17 protein-coding genes are annotated in these 19,725 nt (G+C 69.0%); 6 read left to right on the top strand and 11 right to left on the bottom strand.

Translation table 11 applies throughout. The features are described from left to right. Positions 1 to 39: 39 nt before the first annotated feature. A complete protein-coding gene (locus ACZ5EF_RS09785) occupies positions 40 to 750 on the bottom strand; it encodes an anti-sigma factor (RefSeq protein WP_346062342.1) in 711 nt (236 codons plus the stop codon). A gap of 314 nt (positions 751 to 1,064) precedes the next feature. Then, positions 1,065 to 1,622, bottom strand: coding sequence for a sigma-70 family RNA polymerase sigma factor (locus ACZ5EF_RS09780; protein ID WP_346062343.1), 558 nt, complete (start codon positions 1,620 to 1,622; stop codon positions 1,065 to 1,067). 184 nt (positions 1,623 to 1,806) lie between these two features. Here ACZ5EF_RS09780 and ACZ5EF_RS09775 point away from each other — a divergent pair, with 184 nt between their 5' ends. Then, entirely contained in the window at positions 1,807 to 2,358 is a 552-nt protein-coding gene (locus ACZ5EF_RS09775; RefSeq protein WP_346062344.1) for a fasciclin domain-containing protein, read from the top strand. Positions 2,359 to 2,405: 47 nt separating this feature from the next. Here ACZ5EF_RS09775 and ACZ5EF_RS09770 read toward each other — a convergent pair whose 3' ends face one another. Then, positions 2,406 to 4,178 (bottom strand): SulP family inorganic anion transporter, encoded by a 1,773-nt coding sequence (locus ACZ5EF_RS09770; RefSeq protein WP_346062345.1) that lies wholly within the window; start codon positions 4,176 to 4,178, stop codon positions 2,406 to 2,408. A 220-nt stretch (positions 4,179 to 4,398) separates the two neighbouring features. On the opposite strand from ACZ5EF_RS09770, the gene ACZ5EF_RS09765 reads away from it, so the two are divergent. After that, a complete protein-coding gene (locus ACZ5EF_RS09765; protein WP_346062346.1) occupies positions 4,399 to 6,021 on the top strand; it encodes a methyl-accepting chemotaxis protein in 1,623 nt (540 codons plus the stop codon). Between the two features lie 4 nt (positions 6,022 to 6,025). On the opposite strand, the gene rarD is transcribed toward ACZ5EF_RS09765, so the two are convergent. Beyond that, a complete protein-coding gene (gene rarD / locus ACZ5EF_RS09760; RefSeq protein WP_346062347.1) occupies positions 6,026 to 6,958 on the bottom strand; it encodes an EamA family transporter RarD in 933 nt (310 codons plus the stop codon). 105 nt (positions 6,959 to 7,063) lie between these two features. On the opposite strand from rarD, the gene ACZ5EF_RS09755 reads away from it, so the two are divergent. Both ACZ5EF_RS09755 and ACZ5EF_RS09750 read left to right on the top strand, forming a co-directional pair. Then, positions 7,064 to 7,879, top strand: coding sequence for an amidohydrolase (locus ACZ5EF_RS09755; RefSeq protein WP_346062348.1), 816 nt, complete (start codon positions 7,064 to 7,066; stop codon positions 7,877 to 7,879). Then, on the top strand, positions 7,879 to 8,577 hold the full coding sequence (locus ACZ5EF_RS09750; RefSeq protein ID WP_346062349.1) for a pseudouridine synthase: 699 nt from the start codon (positions 7,879 to 7,881) through the stop codon (positions 8,575 to 8,577). Before ACZ5EF_RS09755 ends, ACZ5EF_RS09750 begins: the two co-directional genes overlap by 1 nt. Positions 8,578 to 8,606: 29 nt before the next feature. On the opposite strand, the gene ACZ5EF_RS09745 is transcribed toward ACZ5EF_RS09750, so the two are convergent. The 7 genes from ACZ5EF_RS09745 to gloB all read right to left on the bottom strand — a co-directional run bounded on the left by ACZ5EF_RS09745 (position 8,607) and on the right by gloB (position 18,286). Further along, positions 8,607 to 10,346, bottom strand: coding sequence for a GGDEF domain-containing protein (locus ACZ5EF_RS09745; RefSeq protein WP_346062350.1), 1,740 nt, complete (start codon positions 10,344 to 10,346; stop codon positions 8,607 to 8,609). Between the two features lie 199 nt (positions 10,347 to 10,545). Further along, entirely contained in the window at positions 10,546 to 12,129 is a 1,584-nt protein-coding gene (locus ACZ5EF_RS09740; RefSeq protein WP_346062351.1) for an ABC transporter ATP-binding protein, read from the bottom strand. After that, positions 12,122 to 13,171, bottom strand: coding sequence for an ABC transporter permease (locus ACZ5EF_RS09735; protein WP_346062352.1), 1,050 nt, complete (start codon positions 13,169 to 13,171; stop codon positions 12,122 to 12,124). Before ACZ5EF_RS09735 ends, ACZ5EF_RS09740 begins: the two co-directional genes overlap by 8 nt. Positions 13,172 to 13,175: 4 nt before the next feature. Next, on the bottom strand, positions 13,176 to 14,249 hold the full coding sequence (locus tag ACZ5EF_RS09730; protein ID WP_346062353.1) for a microcin C ABC transporter permease YejB: 1,074 nt from the start codon (positions 14,247 to 14,249) through the stop codon (positions 13,176 to 13,178). A 9-nt stretch (positions 14,250 to 14,258) separates the two neighbouring features. Further along, entirely contained in the window at positions 14,259 to 16,109 is a 1,851-nt protein-coding gene (locus tag ACZ5EF_RS09725; RefSeq protein ID WP_346062354.1) for an extracellular solute-binding protein, read from the bottom strand. A gap of 180 nt (positions 16,110 to 16,289) precedes the next feature. Beyond that, a complete protein-coding gene (locus tag ACZ5EF_RS09720) occupies positions 16,290 to 17,471 on the bottom strand; it encodes a transglycosylase SLT domain-containing protein (protein ID WP_346062355.1) in 1,182 nt (393 codons plus the stop codon). Between the two features lie 47 nt (positions 17,472 to 17,518). After that, positions 17,519 to 18,286, bottom strand: a complete 768-nt coding sequence (gene gloB / locus ACZ5EF_RS09715; protein ID WP_346062356.1) for a hydroxyacylglutathione hydrolase — start codon at positions 18,284 to 18,286, stop codon at positions 17,519 to 17,521. Positions 18,287 to 18,477: 191 nt separating this feature from the next. On the opposite strand from gloB, the gene ACZ5EF_RS09710 reads away from it, so the two are divergent. Further along, the gene (locus ACZ5EF_RS09710) at positions 18,478 to 19,257 is read left to right on the top strand and encodes a class I SAM-dependent methyltransferase (RefSeq protein ID WP_346062357.1); all 780 of its coding nucleotides are present in this window, start codon (positions 18,478 to 18,480) and stop codon (positions 19,255 to 19,257) included. Next, on the top strand, positions 19,250 to 19,723 hold the full coding sequence (gene rnhA / locus ACZ5EF_RS09705) for a ribonuclease HI (RefSeq protein WP_346062358.1): 474 nt from the start codon (positions 19,250 to 19,252) through the stop codon (positions 19,721 to 19,723). The genes ACZ5EF_RS09710 and rnhA overlap by 8 nt, the downstream gene beginning before the upstream one ends. The last annotated feature ends 2 nt before the right edge of the window (positions 19,724 to 19,725 follow it).

The raw sequence follows: 19,725 nt of genomic DNA, 5'->3' as shown, positions 1-19,725 counted from the left end.
GCCGCCCCTCGGGGCGGCGTCCGGCGTTTTGGGACTCGGCTAGAAGCGCAGGGTGGCGCCGCGGACCGGGGTCAGGCGGCCATGATCGACGATGGGGCCGGTGGGCCGGCCCTGGGGGGCGCCCCCTTCGGGCTCGATACTCACCGCCAGGTCCGCCTGCATCAGTTGGGCGCGCAGCTCCGGGCCGAGGGCCAGGCGTTCGCGGCCCTGGCTGGGCAGCAGGCCCAGGGAGATGGGCGTGCCGTCGGCGATCAGCCAGAGTTCACCGGTCTGGGCCTCGCCCACTTGGGTGGGTTGCACCGCCTGAACCAGCAGCTCGCCGGCCTCGGTTGCGCCGATGATCCAGCCGGGGGTGCGCTGTTCGTCGAGGACCACGAAGATTGCCTGCTCGTCGGGGGGCAGGACTCGCTCGGCCTGCTGCCACAGCAGGCCCAGGGCGAGGGCCAGGGCGGCCACCCCGGCGGTCAGGGCCTGCCAGGCGCCCAGGCGCCGCCACCAGGGCGGCGGGGCGAGGCCGGTGGCGGCGGTGATGCGGCGCCATACCTCGGCGGGGGGCGTGCGCGGCTCGAGGCGCTCGTTGAACAGCTGCAGGTGCTCCTGCCAGCGGGCCACGTCGTCCTGCAGGTCGTGGCTGACCGCCAGCAGGGCCTCGAAGCGCGCCTTTTGCTCGACATCCAGCACGCCGAGCACGTATTCGCCGGCGGCCAGGTGGCGCTCCTGCGGGTCACTCAGGTCCCATGGCTCAGGCATGGTTCAACCTCTCCCGTTTCTGGTCGGCATCCAGCGCTCCGAGCACGACTCTCCTGAACCCAGCGGCCAGGTGGCGCTCCTGCGGGTCACTCGGGTCCCATGGCTCAGGCATGGTTCAACCTCTCCCGTTTCTGGTCGGCATCCCGCACGCCGAGCACGACTCTCCTGAACCCAGCGGCCAGGTGGCGCTCCTGCGGGTCACTCAGGTCCCATGGCTCAGGCATGGTTCAACCTCTCCCGTTTCTGGTCGGCATCCAGCGCTCCGAGCACGACTCTCCTGAACCCAGCGGCCAGGTGGCGCTCCTGCGGGTCACTCAGGTCCCATGGCTCAGGCATGCCTTTAACCTCTCCAGTCCGCGGCGAATCCAGCTCTTGATGCTGCCCAGGGGCTGGGCCAGGCGCTCGGCGAGCTCGCGATGGGTCAGGCCCTGGAAATAGGCCAGCTCCATGGCCTGGCGCTGGGCCCCGGTGAGCGTATCGAGGCAGTCCCGTAATTCATGCCGCTGCTCGGCGCGCAGGCTCTCCGCCTCCGGCTCCTGATCGCCACTGAGGCCCTCGAGCAGGGCGCTGCCCTCGGTGCTGTCCTGGGGCTTCTGGCGGCGCAACCAGTCGATGCCAATATGGCGCGCCAGGGTGGCCAGCCAGGTCATCGGCTTGGCGCGGCTCGGGTCGTATTGTCCCGAGGCGTGCCAGAGTCGTACATAGAGCTGTTGCAGGCAATCCTGGGCAGCGCCCTCGTCTCTGACGATACGCAGCAGGATGGCATACAGATGCGAGCTACTGGCGCGATAGAGGCGTTCGAAGGCGAGGGCATCGCCCCGGGCGCAGGCGGTGAGCTGATCGATCAGGTATTGCTGGGAGGCGTCGGGCATCACGCGTCCTTGCAGATCCAACTGAGGGTAGTGGGCAGTTTTGGGCAGGCAGTCGCTAATGTAAAGCGGAGGTGATCAACGCGATCGAGCGAGTTGCATCCAGGGAGCGCGACGCTGCGTAACTCTCGATGACACCCCGCTGCGGGGTGCTGCCAACCTGACCCGAGAGACAGGAGAGATTGCCATGACACTCAAGCTTCTTACCGCCAGCCTCTGCGCCGCTGCCCTGAGTCTCAGCAGTGCTCAGGCCGATCATGGTCCCACCGAGGTGGGCGGGGCCGCCATGCTGCCGGAGCGCAATATCGTCCAGAATGCCGTGAATTCCGGCGACCACGAGACCCTGGTGTCGGCGGTGCAGGCCGCCGACCTGGCCGGGGTGCTCCAGGGGGAGGGCCCCTTCACCGTCTTCGCGCCGGTGGATGCGGCCTTCCAACGCTTGCCGGCGGGAACCGTGGAAACCCTGCTGCAGCCGGAGAATCAGGGCCAGCTGCAGGCGGTGCTGACCTATCATGTGGTGCCCGGCAACCTGACCCGGGAAGCGCTCTGGGAGGCGGTGATGGCCCGGGATGGGGCGGCCAGCTTCGAGACCGTCCAGGGCGAGCTGCTGACCGTGATGCGTAACGGCAACAACCTCAAGGTGATGGATCGCAACGGCAACTCTGCCAATCTCACCGTGGTGGACGTGGCCCAGGCCAATGGGGTGATCCATGTGGTCGATCGGGTGCTGCTGCCCTGACTCGACGCCGCCTGGTAGCGCCCCGGGCCGAGACAGGGGCGAGGCGGTTACCCCCTGGGGGATCCAGAATGGCCGTCGCCGGCTTGGCCGGCGACGGCCTCGTCGTGGGAGGGCGAGCGATGCTTGAGCTCGCTCCAGGCGGCGTAGGTGCTGAGGAAGACGCGGCCACCCAGCGCATCGAGGAAGTCGCTGTGCTTGAGGCGGTCCATCACCGGCCCCTTGACCTCGGCCAGGTGCAGGGTGACCTCCGCCTCCTTGAGGCGGGCATTGATGGCATCCAGGCTCTCCAGCGCCGAGGCGTCGATCAGGTTGACCGCCGAGCAGATCAGCACCACATGCTCGACGCCGGGATGCGCCGCCACCAGCTCCAGCACGGTGTCCTCCAGGTAACGGGCATTGGCGAAGTAGAGGCTCTCGTCGACCCGCAGGAAGGCCACATGACTAAGGGTTTCCACCTCGTGGCGCTCCGGGTTGCGGAAATGTTCGGTGCCCGGGACCCGGCCCACCAGGGCGCAGTGGGGACGGCTGGTGCGGTAGAGGAAGAGGCCGATGGAGAGGGTCACCCCGGCGAGGATGCCCAGCTCCACGCCCTCCGTCAGGGTCAGCAGGATGGTCACCGCCATGGCGGCGAAGTCGCCGCGGGAGTAGCGCCAAGTCTGACGCAGCATGGGGATATCCACCAGGGTAAGGATGGCCACGGTGATGGTGGCGGCCAGGGTGGCGATGGGCAAGTAGTAGAGCCAGGGGGTCAGGGCCAGGGTCACCAGGCCGATGCCGAGGGCGGCGAATACGCCGGCCATGGGGGTCTGGGCCCCGGCATCATAGTTGATCACGGTGCGCGACAGCCCCCCGGTCACCGGCATGCCGGCGGAGAAGGCGGCGGTGAGATTGGCGCCGCCCAGGCCCAGCAATTCCTGGTTGGGGGAGAGCCGCTCGCGGCGCTTGGCGGCCAGCATCTGGGCCATGGAGACCGACTCCACGAAGCCCACCACGCTGATCAGCAGAGCCGGTACCAGCAGGGCCCGCCAGAGTCCGCTGTCGAAACCGGGCAGGGTCAGGGGCGGCAGGCCCCGGGGGATCTCGCCGATCACCGCCACCCCGGCCTGGTCCAGGCCGAGGCGCCAGGTCACCAGGGTGGTGACCACCACCGCCAGCACCGGGCCGCTGCGGGTCAGTAGCCCCGCCAGGTTGGCGGGCAGGCCGAGGCGCCCCAGGGTCGCCTTGCCGTGGCGACGCACCGCCACCAGGAAGGCCAGGCTGCCGCCGCCGAGGGCCAGGGTCGGCCAATGGACCTGGCCGAGGTTGCCGGCCAGGGTCAGCAATTGCGCCACCAGGGTATAGCCGCCGCCCTCGATGCCCAGCAGGTGCCCCGCCTGGCCGGCGGCGATCAACAGGCCCGAGGCGCTCAGGAAGCCCGAGATCACCGGGTGACTGAGGAAGTTGGCCAGGAACCCCAGGCGGGCCAGGCCCATGGCCACCAGCATCAGCCCCGAGAGCAGCGACAGCACCAGGGCCGCCTGGAGGTATTCCGGGGTGCCGGGGGCGGCCACTCCGGCCAGGGCGGCACCGGTCATCAGGGCGACGATGGCCACCGGACCCACCGCCAGGGTGCGGCTGGTGCCCAGCAGGGTATAGGCCAGCAGTGGCAGGATGCTGGCATAGAGGCCCACCACCGCCGGCAGGCCGGCGAGGATCGCATAGGCCAGCGACTGGGGAATCACCATGATGGTGACGATCACCCCGGCCAGCAGGTCCGCGGCGCAGAGGCGGCGGTTATAGTGAGGCAGCCAGGTGAGGATCGGCAGGTAGCGCTTGAGCATCCGGTCTCGTCTTGCGGGAAAGCGGCCCTACAGCCTAAACGAAAAGTGGCCGCGGCGAGAGGGGCATGTGGCACCAGGTGAAACGCGCGGGCCAAAAAGGAGTTATCGGTCATTGCCGGGACGGCTTGAGTACGCCCTTGGTCGTGCCGCCAAAGTCCCACTTCCCGGGGGCGGGCTTCCCGGTATGCTGCCGGCAAAGCAACAATAACGGGGAAGACGGATGGCGATGATCGCGTTGGCCGCATCGGCCGGTTTGCTGCTGGGGCTCGGCCTGGGGCTCTGGGGGCCCTGGCGTATCTACCGTACCCGGGGCGAGGCGCTGACGGGGAGCAGGGCTCGTGGCGCCTGGGCACCCAGCCGCGACTACTTCTCCCTGCGTCGCATGGCCCAGGGGCTGCTGGGGCGGGCCAGCCAGACCGCCATCGCCTCGGCGGAGGTCTCCCACCATGCCGATCGCCTGGATGGTCGGCTGGCACAACAGGAGGGTGCCATGCAGGAGGCAGTGTCGCGGATGACATCGATCAACGCGGCGGTGGCGCGGGTCGCGGAAGATGCCGCCCAGGCGGCGACCCTGGCCGGTCGCTCCCGGGCGCTGGGCCATCAGGGACGAGACGCCCTGACCCAGGTGATCGAGGAAATGCAGGCCCTGGCCGGCCGCTCCGAGCAGGCCCTCGAGCTGCTCGCGGCATTGAGCGAGAAGGCCGATGGCATCCGCCAGGTCACCGCCATGATCGACGCCATCGCCGAGCAGACCAACCTGCTGTCGCTGAATGCCTCCATCGAGGCGGCCCGGGCCGGTGAGCAGGGGCGCGGCTTCGCGGTGGTGGCCGGGGAGGTACGGTCGTTGGCCGGACGCACCGCCGAGGCCACCCGTCATGTGGAGGCCCTGGTGGGGGATATCGGCGACAGCAGCGAACGGGTGGTGGATACCCTGGGCCACCTAATGCGTCGGGTCGGCGAGCGCGCCGACCAGGTGTCCCAGGTGGGCGGCCACCTGGTCGAGATGACCGGGGACCTGGATAAGGTCGAGGCGTCGGTGAGCGCTACCGCCTCGGCCATGGCCGAGACCCAGGAGCATGCCCGCCAGGTCACCGAGGGGATCGGCGCGCTGGCCGAGGCGACCCGTCGAGGCAAGGCCGATATGCATGACCTGGCGGCCCAGGCCCATGCCCTGCTGACGGCGGCGGAGGGCATCGACGGGGCCCTGGCCCAGCAGCGCCTGGCGGGCCGCCACCAGCAGGTCTATGCCGCGGCCCGGGAGACGGCACGGCGCATCGGGCGGCTGCTGGAGGCCGGTATCGATCAGGGCGAGCTCGAGGAGGCGAGCCTCTTCGAGCCCCGCTATGAGGCGATCCCCGATACCGATCCGCCGCTCTACCGCAGCGCCTTCGATGCCTACACCGACCGCCATCTGCCGGCGATCCAGGAACCCCTGCTCGAGCGACTCGGCGTGGCCTATGCCATCGCCTGCGACCGGCGCGGCTATGTGCCGACCCATAATCGGGCGGTGAGTCGTGCCCCCACCGGCGACCGTGCCCATGACCTCAAGTACTGCCGCAGCAAGCGCATCTTCGATGACCCCACCGGGCGGCGCTGCGGGGCGCATCAGGAGCCCCTGCTGGTGCAGACCTACAAGCGCGACACCGGCGAGGTGATGCATGATCTCTCGGTGCCGATTCGGGTCAAGGGCCGGCACTGGGGCGGCCTGCGTATCGGCTATGCCCCGGAGGGCGTAGGGACCACGGCACCCGAGCGGCCACGGCACGCCGACGCCGCGCCGGGGGCGGCCTTGCCAAGCCCGGCGGGGGCGCCGGGTCCTGAGGCGGTGCCGGCAGCGGAGTGAGCGGTCAGGCCCCGGGGTGAGGCTGGCGGCGATGCGTCTGCCAGGCGGCGAAAGAGTAGAGGGCCAGGCCCACCCAGATCAGCATAAAGGTGCCCAGCCGCACCGCCGACAGGGGCTCGCGGAACACCAGCAGGGCGATGGCGAACTGCACGCTGGGGTTGAGGTACATCAAGAAGCCCAGGGTGCTCAGGCGCAGGCGCCTCGCGGCGCCGGCGAAGGCCAGCAGGGGCAGGGCGGTGATCACGCCGCTGGCGATCAGCAGGCCGCTGACCTTGGCGGCCTCGCCGAAGTGGGATGCCCCGCTGGCACTCAGCCAGGCCAGCGCCAGCAGCCCCAGGGGCAGCAACAGCAGGGTCTCGACGAAGAGCCCGGAGAGGCCGTCCAGGGGCACCTGCTTGCGCAGCAGGCCATAGGTGCCGAAGCTCAGCGCCAGGGTCAGGCTGATCCAGGGCAGCTCGCCCAGCAGCAGCAACTGCAGGACGATGGCCGCCACCGCCAGGGCCACCGCGGCGCCCTGCAGGCGCGCCATCGACTCCCGTAGCACCAGCAGGCCGAGCGCCACATTGACCAGCGGCGTCATAAAGTAGCCGAGGCTCGCCTGGAGTACCTGACGGCTCTCCACCGCGTAGATATAGAGCCCCCAGTTGATGGCGATCAGCACGGCACAGCCCAGCACGCGCCCCAGGCGCCGCGGTTCGGCCAGGGCCGCGCGGATCGGCGCCCAGCGCCCCAGCAGGCTGACCAGCCCGACCAGGAAGAAGCACGACCAGAGTACCCGGTGGATCAGGATCTCCCAGGCCGGCACCCCCTCGAAGAGCGCGAAGAAGAGCGGGAAACAGCCCCACATCAGGTAGGCGGCCAGGCCGAAACCGACCCCGGCCCGGGCGTCTCGTGCCTGGCTCTGCTGCTCTACCCGCTGTTCCACTTCCTGGCTCATGATTATCTCGCTATTAAAAACTGCCAATCTAGCATAGCTGGCGCTGGGCGTCGGCGGCTTCAGCGGGTAGCCTATCCGGCATAGTGACCAATCGAGGAGCCAAGCGTGAGCGAGCTGCGTGTGAGCCTGGTGCAGTGCGACCTGCGCTGGGAGGATCCGGCGGAGAACTGCCGCCGGCTGGAGGAGGCCCTGGGTGAGCTGGGGGGCGAACAGACCGACCTGATCGTGCTGCCGGAAATGTTCGCCACCGGCTTTACCATGAATTCCCGGGAGATGGCCGAGCCCATGGCCGAGAGCCGCACCCTGGCCTGGCTGCAGGCCCAGGCCAGGCAACGGGGCTGCGTGATCACCGGCAGCGTGGCCATCGTCGAGGGCGGCCAGTACTACAACCGCCTGCTGTGGGTGACCCCCGAGGGTGAGGTCACCCCCTACGACAAGCGCCACCTCTTCCGCATGGCCGGCGAGCACGAGCGCTATGGGATGGGTGACGAGCGGGTGATCGTCGAGCTCAAGGGCTTCCGGCTGCTGCTCAGCGTCTGCTATGACCTGCGCTTCCCGGTCTGGCTGCGCCAGCAGCCCACCGAGAGCGTGCACTTCGAGTATGACGCCCTGCTGTGCGTGGCCAACTGGCCGGCGCCGCGGCGCCACCCCTGGCGTACCCTGCTCCAGGCCCGGGCCATCGAGAATCTCTGCTACGTGATCGGCGTCAACCGGGTCGGCGAGGACGCCAAGGGGCTGGCCTATGCCGGCGATTCCCTGCTGGTCGACTTCAAGGGCGAGGCGCTGATCGACCGGCCCCGTGACGAACCCTTTATCGCCACCGGCACCCTCTCCCGGGAGGCCCTGCGCGAGTTCCGCGACAAGTTTCCCGCTTGGCAGGATGCCGACGACTTTACCCTTTCCCTGGAGGCGCCCCGCTGATGCGTCTGGATCGTTTTCTCTGCGAGACCACCGAGCTGACCCGCAGCCTGGCCAAGCGGGCCCTCAAGCGCGGCGAGGTCACCGTCAATGGCGAGGCGGTGCGCAGCGCCGCCACCCAACTGGGGGAGGCGGATCGCGTCAGTTGGCTGGGCCGGCCCCTGGCCCTGGTGGGGCTGCGCTATGTGATGCTCAACAAGCCCGCCGGGGTGGAGTGCAGCGCCCGGCGTGGCCTCTATCCGCTGGTCACGGACCTGATCGAGCTGCCCAAGGCGGAGCGGCTGCAGGCGGTGGGGCGCCTGGACGTGGACACCACCGGACTGGTGTTGCTCAGCGACGACGGCCAGTGGCAGCATCGGGTCACCTCGCCGGCGCGGCGCTGCGGCAAGGTCTATCGGGTCAGCCTGGCCGAAGCGCTGGAAGGCGAGGCCCTGGCGGCGGTGGTCGAGCGTTTCGCCGAGGGTGTCCTCCTCGATGGCGAGGAGAAGCCCACCCGCCCCGCCGAGCTGAAGATGCGCGAGCCCCGGGTCGCCGAGCTGACCCTCTATGAGGGCAAGTACCATCAGGTCAAGCGCATGTTTGCCGCCGTGGGCAACCATGTGGAGGCGCTGCATCGCGAGGCAATCGGCGAGCTGAACCTGGCGGGGCTGGCCCCCGGCGAGTGGCGGGAACTGAGCGAGGCGGAGATCGCGCTGTTCTAAGCGCTCTGCCAGGCGCTTCGGCCGCTCGCCTAGCCGTAGATCTCGGCCCGGGCGCGGCCGCCCTGCTTGGCGGCGTATAGCGCCTGGTCGGCCAACCCGACCAGCGCCATGGGGTCCTGGGTATGGCTCGGGTAGGCGGCGATCCCGCAGGAGACGCTGATCGGCCCCAGCAACTGCCCCTGGTGCCAGTAGACCCGCCCGGGCAGGGCCGTCATCAGTCCCTCCAGGCGTGCCCGGGCGCCCTCGGCGTCGGCATAAGGCAGCAGCAGCACGAACTCCTCGCCACCCAGGCGGCACACCAGGTCGCCGTCGCGGAAATGTTGGCGTAGGCCATCGGCCACCCCCTCTAGCACTCGGTCGCCGGCCTCGTGGCCATGACGGTCGTTGACCGCCTTGAAGTGATCGATATCGATCATCACCAGGGCCAGGGGCGTGCCATGTCGCCGCGCCCGGCTCGCCTCCTCCTCGAGGCGCTCCTCGAAGTGGCGCCGATTCGCCAGCCCGGTCAGGGGGTCGGTGCGGGAATCGGTCTCCAGCCGCGCCACCAGGGCTTGCAGTTGTCGGGTGCGTTCGGCCACCTCGTTTTCCAGGTAGCGATTGAGCCGCTCCAGGTCGCGCTGGGTGCGGGCATAGTCGAGCAGGCAAATCGCCACGATGGCCAGCACGAAGGCCAGGGCGCCGGCGGCCACCGGCACCCGGCCCCAGGGCAGGACGCCATGGGCCACCGCCATGTCTGCCAGCAGCAGCAGCCCGAACAGGGCACAGGTGGCGAGGATCGCCTGCTGGCGTCTCGCCAGGCGTCGCCAGTGGGGCAGGGTCGCCCCCATCAGCGTCACCAGGCTGGCCAGTAGCAGGGCATCGAAGATCGGAAAGGTAATGGCCAGGTCGATCCAACCCTGCCCGCTGGCGCCCAGGGCCAGGATCAGGTAGCCCAGATGGGCCTGCCAGAGGCGTCGGATCAGCCGCGGACGGGTCTCGGCCAGCCAGTGCTCCAGCAGCAGGCCCATGGCGATGGGCAGGGTGAAGTAGCCGGCGGCGGCGAGGAAGTCCCAGAGCAGCGGGGTATCGAGCAGCAACTGGCTGGCCTGGGACTCGGCGAGGATCATCCCCCCGGCGGCCAGGCCGAAGAGGGCGATGGCGGCGAAGCTGCGGCGGTCGCTGCGGATCAGCGCGAAGGCCCCCGCCAGCAGCGCCAGCAGCAGGCAGAGTCCACTGACGATCAGCGCGCCGGCGGAGTGGCGCAGCAGATAGCCGAAGAGGTCGGCCCGCTCCATCAGCTTGACCTCGCCCCACAGGCCGATATCCAGGTAGTCGGAGTAGACGCGCACCTGCAACTCCCGCCCCAGGGCCTCCCTCGGCAGCGGGATCATATGCCAGGGCCAGCCGACGAAGCGGCCGGTGCCGGCCTCGTCGAGGCTGCCATGGCGATAGAGCGGCTCGCCATCCAGATAGAACTCGGCGAGCAGATCGATGCTGTAGATATAGAGCACCGGATCGCGCCAGTTGCCCTCCGGCAGGGTGATCCGGAACCAGGCATGGTGGCGCCCCTGACGATCCGGTGGGTTGGAGGGAAAGGCGATGGGCTGCCAGGCGTCGTCTTCTGCCTGGCGCGCCCAGGCCGGGCTGCCATCGGGCAGTCGCGGCGAGTCTCCCCAGCGATACTCCCAGCCGTCGGCCAGATCCCGGGGTGGGGCGGCCTGGGCCCAGGCCGGGATCAGCAGCAGGCACAGCAGCAGGGCCCACCCCAGGCCATGTCTCCAAGCTCTCATTATTCTTTCCCCGCGTTTCTCCATGACACTATATCCCAGCGGGTCGGGCATCATGCCTCGCTGGGGTCAACGCTGGGGCCGAGATAGGTGTATTTATACCGTTATCATATTGGCATGCTTGTCGACCTCCCCGGCGAAGCCCTATCCGCCCGCGGCAGGCGAGGAAGCCAGGGGGAACTGTCCGGGGCAACGAGGCGCGTCAGCGGGCGAGGCCGGCGGCGGCCACCAGGGCCCGGGTGTAGTCGCTCTCCGGGGCGCTCAGCACCGTCTCGCAGTCGCCGGCCTCCACCACCTTGCCCTCCTTGAGCACCATCACCCGGTGGGCCATGGCGCGGACCACCGCCAGGTCGTGGCTGATAAAGAGGTAGCTGAGCCCGCGGCGGGCCTGGAGGTCGCGGAGCAGCTCCACCAGCTGCTTCTGCACGGTGCGATCCAGCGCCGAGGTGGGCTCGTCCAGCACCACCAGTTCCGGCTCCAGGATCAGCGCCCGGGCCACGCTGATGCGCTGGCGCTGACCGCCGGAAAATTCATGGGGGTAACGGGCGGCGCAGTCGGCGGGCAGGCCCACCTCGGCCAGCGCGGTGGCGACCCGCTCCGCCACCTCGCTCTCATCGAGCGCCGGGTGGTGGAAGCGCAGCCCCTCGCTGACGATCTCCGCCACCGGCAGCCGCGGCGAGAGGGACCCATAGGGGTCCTGGAAGACCACCTGGAAGCGTCGACGACGGCGGCGCAGCGCCTCGCCCCGCAGGCGATCGAGGCGTTCGCCGGCGAAGTCGATCTCGCCTGAGCTCGCGGTCAGGCGCAGCAGCGCCAGGGCCAGGGTGGTCTTGCCGGAGCCGGATTCGCCGACGATGCCCAGGGTCTCGCCGCGACCCAGGCTCAGGTCCAGGGGCTTGACCGCCTCGAAGGGGGGCGGGCGGCGGCTGAAGAGGCGCTTGGGGCGCTGGAAGCTCACCGCCAGGTCCCGGGCGCTTAGCAGGGGGGCGCCATCGCCGGGCGGTGGCGCGGGACGCCCCTCCGGCTCGGCGGCCAGCAGGGCCCGGGTGTAGTCGCTGCGGGGGGCCTCGAAGACCCGGTGCACCGCCCCCGACTCCTGCTCCCGGCCCCGGTAGAGCACGCAGACCCGGTCGGCGTGGCGACGCACCAGGTTGAGGTCATGGGTGATAAACAGCATGGCCATGCCGTGGCGGTCGCGCAGCTCCGCCAGCAGCGCCAGGATCTCCTGCTGGACGGTGACGTCGAGCGCCGTGGTGGGCTCGTCGGCGATCAGCAGCTCCGGCTCGTTGGCGATGGCCATGGCGATCATCACCCGTTGGCGCTGGCCACCGGAGAGCTGATGGGGCCAGGCGTCGATCAGCCGCTCGGGGTCCGGCAATCTGACCTGGGCGAGCAGCGCCAGGACGCGGCTCCGGGCGGCGGCGCCGGAGAGGCCCTGGTGCAGGCGCAGGCTCTCGCCGATCTGGCGGCCGATGCGCTGCAGCGGGTTCAGCGAGGTCATCGGCTCCTGGAAGATCACCCCGACGCGGCTACCGCGAACCCCCCGCCACTGGCGGGGGGCGAGGCGCGCGAGGTCGGTGTCGCCGAGTCGGCGTTCTCCCTCGACCCGGGCGCTGTCGGGCAGCAGGCCCAGGGCGCCGAGGGCCGAGACCGACTTGCCGGAGCCGGATTCGCCCACCAGGGCCAGGGTCTCGCCACGCCCCACGCTAAGGCTCAGCTTCTCCACCACTGGCTGGCCGTCGAAACGGATGCTCAGGTCGTCGAGGCGAAGGACGGCATCAGGCATGGTCGGCGCTCCGGGGCGTGTGACGGGGGTCGAAGGCGTCGCGCAGCCCCTCGCCGATAAATACCAGCAGCGAGAGCATCAGCGACAGGCTGACGAAGGCGGTGATGCCGAGCCAGGGCGCCTGGAGGTTGTTCTTGCCCTGGGCCACCAGCTCGCCCAGCGACGGCGAGCCCGGCGGCAGGCCGAAACCCAGGAAGTCCAGCGCCGTCAGGGTGGTGATGGCGCCGGTGAACAGGAAGGGCACGAAGGTGAGGGTGGCGACCATGGCGTTGGGTAGCACATGACGCCACATCACCAGCCGCGAGGGCAGGCCGAGGGCCTTGGCGGCGCGCACATACTCCAGGTTGCGGGCGCGCAGGAACTCGGCGCGCACCACGTCGACGATGCCCAGCCAGGAGAACAGCAGCATGATGCCCAGCAGCCACCAGATATTGGGCTTCACCAGGCTGGCCAGGATGATCAGCAGGAAGAGCATCGGCAGCCCCGACCAGATCTCGGTGAGGCGCTGGCCGAAGAGGTCCACCTTGCCGCCGAAGTAGCCCTGGATGCCGCCGATCACCACCCCCAGCACCAGGGAGCCGGCGGTCAGCACCAGGGCGAAGGCCACCGAGAGGCGAAAGCCGTAGATCACCCGGGCCAGGACGTCGCGGCCCTGGTCGTCGGTGCCCAGCCAGTGGCGAGCGTCCGGTGGGGCCGGCGAGGGGCGGCGCATCTGCATGTCGAGGGTCTGGTAGGCGAAGGGGATCGGCGGCCACAGGGCCCAGCCGTGGGCGTCGATCCGTTCCTGGATAAAGGGGTCGTGGTAGTCGGTGCCGGTGGGCAGGAAGCCGCCGAACTCGGTCTCCGGGTAGTCCACCAGCAGCGGCACATACCACTGGCCGTCGTAGCGCATCACCAGGGGCTTGTCGTTGGCGATCAGCTCGGCGGCCAGGCTGACCAGGAAGAGGCCGGTAAACAGCCACAGCGAGAACCAGGCGCGACGGTTGCCGCGGAACACCGCCAGGCGGCGGCGGGCGATGGGCGAGAGGTCGAAGAAGGCCATCGGCTCAGGACTCCCTTGTCTCGAAGTCGATGCGCGGGTCCACCCACACATAGGTGAGATCGGAGATCAGCTTGAGGATCAGGCCGATCAGGGTGTAGAGGAAGAGGGTGCCGAAGATCACCGGGTAGTCGCGCTGCATCACCGCCTCGAAGCCGAGCAGGCCGAGCCCCTCCAGGGAGAAGATCACCTCGATCAGCAGCGAGCCGGTAAAGAAGATGCCCACCAGGGCCGCCGGCAGGCCGGCGATGATGATCAGCATGGCGTTGCGGAACACATGGCCATAGAGCACCTGGCGGTCGCTGGCGCCCTTGGCCCGGGCGGTCAGAACGTACTGCTTGTGGATCTCGTCGAGGAAGCTGTTCTTGGTGAGCATGGTCAGGGTGGCGAAGCTGCCGATGGTCAGGGCGGTGACCGGCAGCGCCAGGTGCCAGAAGTAGTCCACCACCTTGCCCCAGGCGGAGAGTTGATCGAAGTCCGGGGAAGTCAGGCCGCGCAGCGGGAAGAGGTCCCAGTAGCTGCCGCCGGCGAACAGCACGATCAGCAGGATGGCGAACAGGAAACCGGGGATGGCGTAGCCGACGATCACCAGCGACGAGCTCCAGAGATCGAAGCGCGAGCCGTGGCGCAGCGCCTTGCGGATGCCCAGCGGAATCGAGATCAGATAGACCAGCAGGGTCGACCAGAGGCCGAGGGAGATCGACACCGGCAGGCGCTCGATGATCAGCTCCACCACCGGTCGGTCGCGGAAGAAGCTGTCGCCGAAGTCGAAGCGGGCATAGTCGCCGACCAGCTGGAAGAAGCGTTCGTGGGCGGGGCGGTCGAAGCCGAACTGGGCCTCCAGTTGCTCGATGAATTGCGGATCGATGCCCCGGGAACCCCGCGACTCGTCGCGGGTAACGATCTCGGCGCCGCCCATGTCGAGGCGGGTACTGGCGCCGGCATCCAGGCCCTCGAAGCGCGCCATCAACTGGTCGATGGGCCCACCCGGGGCGGCCTGGACGATGACGAAATTGAGCAGCAGGATGCCCAGCAGGGTGGGAATCATCAGCAGCAGGCGACGCAGGACATAACTGGCCATGCAAGCTCCTTAGCGGCCACGCTGGCGGCGGGTGATCTCGGCGGACTTTTCCGGGTCGACCCACCAGGCGGCGAAGTCGTTGCCGTAGCGGGGGAAGGGGTCCGGGTGGCCGAACTTGTCCCACAGTGCCAGGCGGGTCTCGCCGGAGTGGTAGTGGGGGATCACCGCGAAGCTCAGGCGCAGCACCCGATCCAGGGCCCGGGTATAGGCGATCAGCGCCTCGCGGCTCTCGGCGCGAATCAGCCCCTCCACCAGGGCGTCCACCGCCGGGTCGGCCAGTCCCATCAGGTTGCGGGCCAGGGGGATCTCCGCCGCCTCGCTGGTCCAGTAGCTGCGCTGCTCGTTGCCCGGGTTGTTGGACTGGGGGAACTGGGCGGTGACCATGTCGAAGTCGAAGCTACGCAGCCGGTTGAGGTACTGGTTGACGTCGACGATGCGGATGCTGGTCTCTACCCCCAGGCGTGCCATATTGCGCAGCATCGGCTGGGCGACCCGCTCCATGCCGGTATCGAAGAGCAGCATCTCCAGGCGCAGCGGCTCGCCGCTGTCGCCATGCACCAGGCGCCGGTCCCGGTAGACGTAACCCGCTTCCAGCAAGAGGTCATGGGCCCGGCGTAGCCGCTCGCGCAGGCCCTCGGGCTCGGCCAATGGCATGGGCTCGCTGAAGACGCGCGGGTCCAGGTGCTCGCGCAGCGGCTCCAGCAGGGCCAGCTCGGCCTCGGAGGGCAGGCCTTCGGCGGCCAGTTCCGAGTTCTGGAAGGCGCTCTGGGTGCGCGCATAGCTGTCGTAGAAGAGGTTGGCATTGAGCCAGGGGAAGTCGAAAGTCAGCGACAGCGCCTCGCGCACCCGTGGGTCCTGGAAGCGTGGCTTGCGCAGGTTGAAGACATAGCCCTGGAGGGTGGCCGGGGTGCCGTCGGGGATGGTCAGGCGACGCACCGAGCCGTCCCGGTAGGCGGGAAAGTCGTAGCCGGTGGCCCAGGTGGCGGCGCGGGCATCGATGCGCAGATCCAGCAGCCCGGCCTTGAAGGCCTCCATGGCGATGTCCCGGTCGCGGAAGTAGTCGTAGACCAGGCGGTCGATGTTATGGCGCCCGCGATTGACCGGCAGCGCTTCGCCCCAGTAATCCTCGACCCGTTCATAGACGATGCGCCGCCCGGGATCGACCCGGGCGATGCGATAGGGGCCGGAGCCGGGATGGGCCTCCAGGTCGGGGTGGGTGAAGTCCCGCGCCTCCCAGTAGTGCCTGGGCAGGATTGGCAACTCGCCGATGATCAGCGGTAGCTCCCGGGAGGCATTTTCCACGAAACTGAAGCGTACCCGATGGGCGTCGAGGACCTCCACGCCGCTCACCTCGGCGTAGTAGCTGCGGTAGCTGGGGGTGCCTTCCTCCATCAGCAGCTCGAAGCTGAAGGCCACGTCCTCGGCGGTGATCGGCTCGCCGTCGTGGAAGCGCGCCTCGGGGCGCAGCGCGTACTCGATCCAGCGCCGCTCGGGGTCCAGCAGGAGCGTCTCGGCGATCAGCCCGTAGACGCTGAAGGGCTCATCGGGATTGGCGGTGGTCAGGCTATCGTAGGTCTGGCCGAGGCCCGCCGCCGGGGTGCCACGCAGGATAAAGGGGTTGGTGGAGTCGAAGCTGTCGCCCACCGCGGCGCGGGTCAGGCTACCGCCCCGGGGCGCCTCGGGATCGACATAGGAAAAGTGGGAGAAATCCGCCGGCAGGGCCGGTTCGCCGTAGAGGGCCAGGCCATGCACCGGGGTGGGCGGGTTGCCCTGGGCCGGGATCGCTATCGCGCACAGCCATGCCAGGCACAGCAAGGGGAGGGCGAATCGCCCGGAACGCAGCGTGGATATCCCTAACATGACGACTCCCGAAATCACGACGGGGGCTAGTCTACCCGGAAGCGCGACTCGGGGTCATGGGGGAGGGTTAACGAAAGCCAACGCTGGTCAGGGACTCGCGAGGGGCACTTAGCTATGTAAGTGGTCTCGACGAGCCCTGGGCAGGGGCGCTTACCCGGGGCTCGTGTTTAGCCGAGGCGCTTAGCTACGATTGGCGGCCAGCTGCTGGGCCGGCACCCGCAGGGTCTGGCCGATCTGCAGGGTATCGCCGTTCAGGCCGTTGCGGTTACGCAGGGCGGCCACCGAGGTGGCGAAGCGGCTGGCGATGGCGGAGAGGTTATCGCCACGGCGCACCACGTACTGCTGCCAGCCGCCGCTGCCGGCCAATGTCGGTTCGCTGGGGGCCGGGCGGGCGAGGCGTGCCACCAGGCGCTCGGCGTTGTCGCTGGGGACCAGCAGCACGGGGCTGTAGGCGGGATTCAGGCTGCCATTGAGCACCCCGGGGTTGAGGGTCGCCAGGGCCTCCTGGCTGACGCCGGCCAGGCGCGCGGCCTCATTCAGCGCCAGGGGGCGGTCCACCGTCACCTTGGCGAAGGCCGGGGCATCGTCGATGTCCGGCAGGGTGACGTTATAGCGCTCCGGGTCATCGATGATGGCGGCGATGGCCAGCAGCTTGGGCACATAGTTCATGGTCTCGCTGGGCAGGCGCAGTTGCCAGTAGTCGTTGCCCGCGCCGGCGGCGCGACGGGCGCGGTTGACGGTGCCGGCGCCGGCATTGTAGGCGGCCAGCGAGAGAAAGAGGTCACCCTCATACCACTGCTCGGCCTGCTGCTCGATATAGTCCAGGGCGGCCCGGGTGGAGGCCACCACGTCGAGGCGGCCATCATAGTGACGGTTGCGGTGTAGCCCCAGGGAGTCGCCGGTGCGCGGCATGAATTGCCATAGCCCCCGGGCGCCGCGATGACTGCGGGCGCTGGGGTCGAAGGAGCTCTCCACGAAGGGGATCAGGGCGATCTCGGCAGGCAGGTCACGATCCTGGAGGCGATCGAGGATCCAGCTCAGCCAGGGGCGGGCCCGCTCGGTGATCTCCTCGATATTGTGGGGGCTGGCGCTGTAATGCTCGATCCACTCCTGGACCCGGGGATGATCGATATGCTCCTGCCAGGCCAGTTGACCGCGCAGGCGAGACCAGACATCGCTGGGCTGGGGTTCCAGGGCCAGGGCGTCCCAGAAATGGCGGCCATCCAGAGGCGTGGCGTCGCTGGCCTGCTCGGCATCGAGCGGGCGCTTGGCCCCGGTCTGGGCGCCGGCGGCGGCCAGCGACAGGCAGAGCAGGGTGGCCGCCAGGCCGAAAACCAGGCGACGGTTGGTGCGGTAGGTCATCTAAGCGTGTCCTCGTGGGCGCGATGAGATGGCGTCCATGGGCATCGTCAGAAGCGATCCTTCCAGGATCGCAGGGTGGTAAAGGTCGTCAGTGCATCGTTCGCTTCGCCCTGGCTGGCGGCCTGGCGTTGTACGCCGGCGTCACCGCTACGCAGAAACGGGTTGATGCGTTTCTCCTGTTCCAGGGTGCTGGGCAGGGTGGGGCGCTCCAGGGCGCGGGCCTGCTCGCACCGGGCCAGGTAGGCATCGAGGGCGGCGTTGTCGGGGTCGGCGGCCTTGGCAAAACGCAGGTTGGCCAGGGTGTACTCATGGGCGGCGAAGACCAGGGTCTCGCCGGGCAGGGCCGCCAGCCGTGACAGGGAGTCGAACATCTGGGCGGCGCTGCCCTCGAAGAGCCGACCGCAGCCCCCCGAGAAGAGGGTATCGCCGCAGAACAGCAGGGGCGGTACGCCGGGGGCGAAGAAGGCGATATGATCCAGGGTGTGGCCGGGGACCGCCATCACCTCGAAGCGGCGCCCCAGCACGCGGCACTCGTCGCCCTCGCCGAGGCGCTCGTCGATGCCCGGGATCCGCGGGTTGTCGGGCCCGTAGACCCGCGGCGAATAGCGCGCGATCAGCTCCGCCAGGCCGCCGGTATGGTCGGCATGGTGGTGGGTGATCAGGACGGCATCGAGGCTCAGGCCGTCACGCTCCAGGGCGTCGATCACCGGAGTGGCATCGCCGGGATCGACCACGGCGGCGCGGGAAGTCGAATCTTCCCGCAAAAGCCAGATATAGTTGTCGTTAAAGGCAGGAATCGGTGTCACGCTCAACATGGCATCGCCTTCCTCGCAGAGGCTAGGGGCGTGCCCAGGCAAGCCTGGTCGCGCCGATCGGGGTTCACGGTCTGTATCGACGACAGGGTCGAAAGGCCAGTCCGTTCACCCGTCGATGGCCCATGGCCAATGGCGTTCAACGTCAGGGATCTGGCCCGCAAAATCGCACACTTTGGAGGCTTCGCCGCGCCGTGTCAAATTCGCATAAGACGATTTCATTGCCGGAACGGGTGCGCGAAGGGCGCCGTTTCTGGGCATCGAAGCCCGGGGAGGCCCTGTGGCGAGCCGAGCGCGCCTGCCTCGGGCCGGCCTGTGAGGCGCTGCATGGTGTCCATAGCCTGGAACTGAGCCTGGCCCCCTCGCTCACCGATATGTGCCCGGTTCGGCATGCCCTGCGCTGGGCGCCGACCCGGGAGTTGGCCGAGGGCCCCGCGACCCTGGTGTGCCAGCCGGATCGACTACCGCTGCCGGATGGTTGCCTGCAACTGGTGGTGATTCATCATCTGCTGGAAGTGGTGGTGGACCCGCATCACCTGCTTCAGGAGGCGGCCCGGGTCACCGCGGATGGGGGGCGCCTGGTGCTGATCGGCTGGCTGCCCCTGGGGCCGGCGGGGGTGGCTCGGCTGTGGTCGCGGCACCGCCGGCGGTGGCCCTGGAGCGGTTCCTGGCGGGGGCCGGGGCGCCTCAAGGATTGGCTGACATTTGTCGACTTCGAGACCGAACGGATAGACTATTGCGGCTTTCATCTGCCGGGGGCCGCGCCACGCAATGCGAGTCTCGAGGCCCTGGGGCGCCGTCATAACCTGCCGCTGGGCGACAGTTTCATGATTCGCGCCCGGCGGCGTGCCATGCCGGCCCAGGTCCAGCGTCCGCGCTTCAGCCTGGATGCCGCCCTCGGTGGCCACTCCCTGGGCTCGGCTACCCGGCTGACCCGCCAATCCCGCAGCGACAGGAAGATCGAGGTTGACTGATTCCCCCCAGGCGCACCCCGCCGTCACCATCTATACCGACGGCGCCTGCCGCGGCAACCCGGGCCCCGGCGGCTGGGGTGCCGTGCTCGAGAGCGGGTCCCACGAGAAGACCCTCAACGGCTTCGAGGCCGACACCACCAATAACCGCATGGAGCTGATGGCCGCCATCATGGCCCTGCGCGAACTCAAGCGCCCCTGTCGGGTCGAGCTGTGGACCGATTCCCAGTACCTGCGCAAGGGCATCACCGAGTGGATTCATGGCTGGCGGAAACGCGGCTGGAAGACCGCCGCCAAGCAGCCGGTGAAGAATGCCGAGCTGTGGCGCGAGCTGCTGGCCGAGAGTGAGCGCCATGAGGTGGCCTGGCACTGGGTCAAGGGCCATAGCGGCCATCCCGGCAACGAACGGGCCGACAGCCTGGCCAACCAAGCCATCGATGCGGCTCAGGCCGTCCACCAGGGAGACTAAGC

Source organism: Bisbaumannia salifodinae (assembly GCF_055388505.1).
Note: the sequence above shows the minus strand (reverse complement) of the source record. Positions and strands in the feature narration are given on the sequence as shown.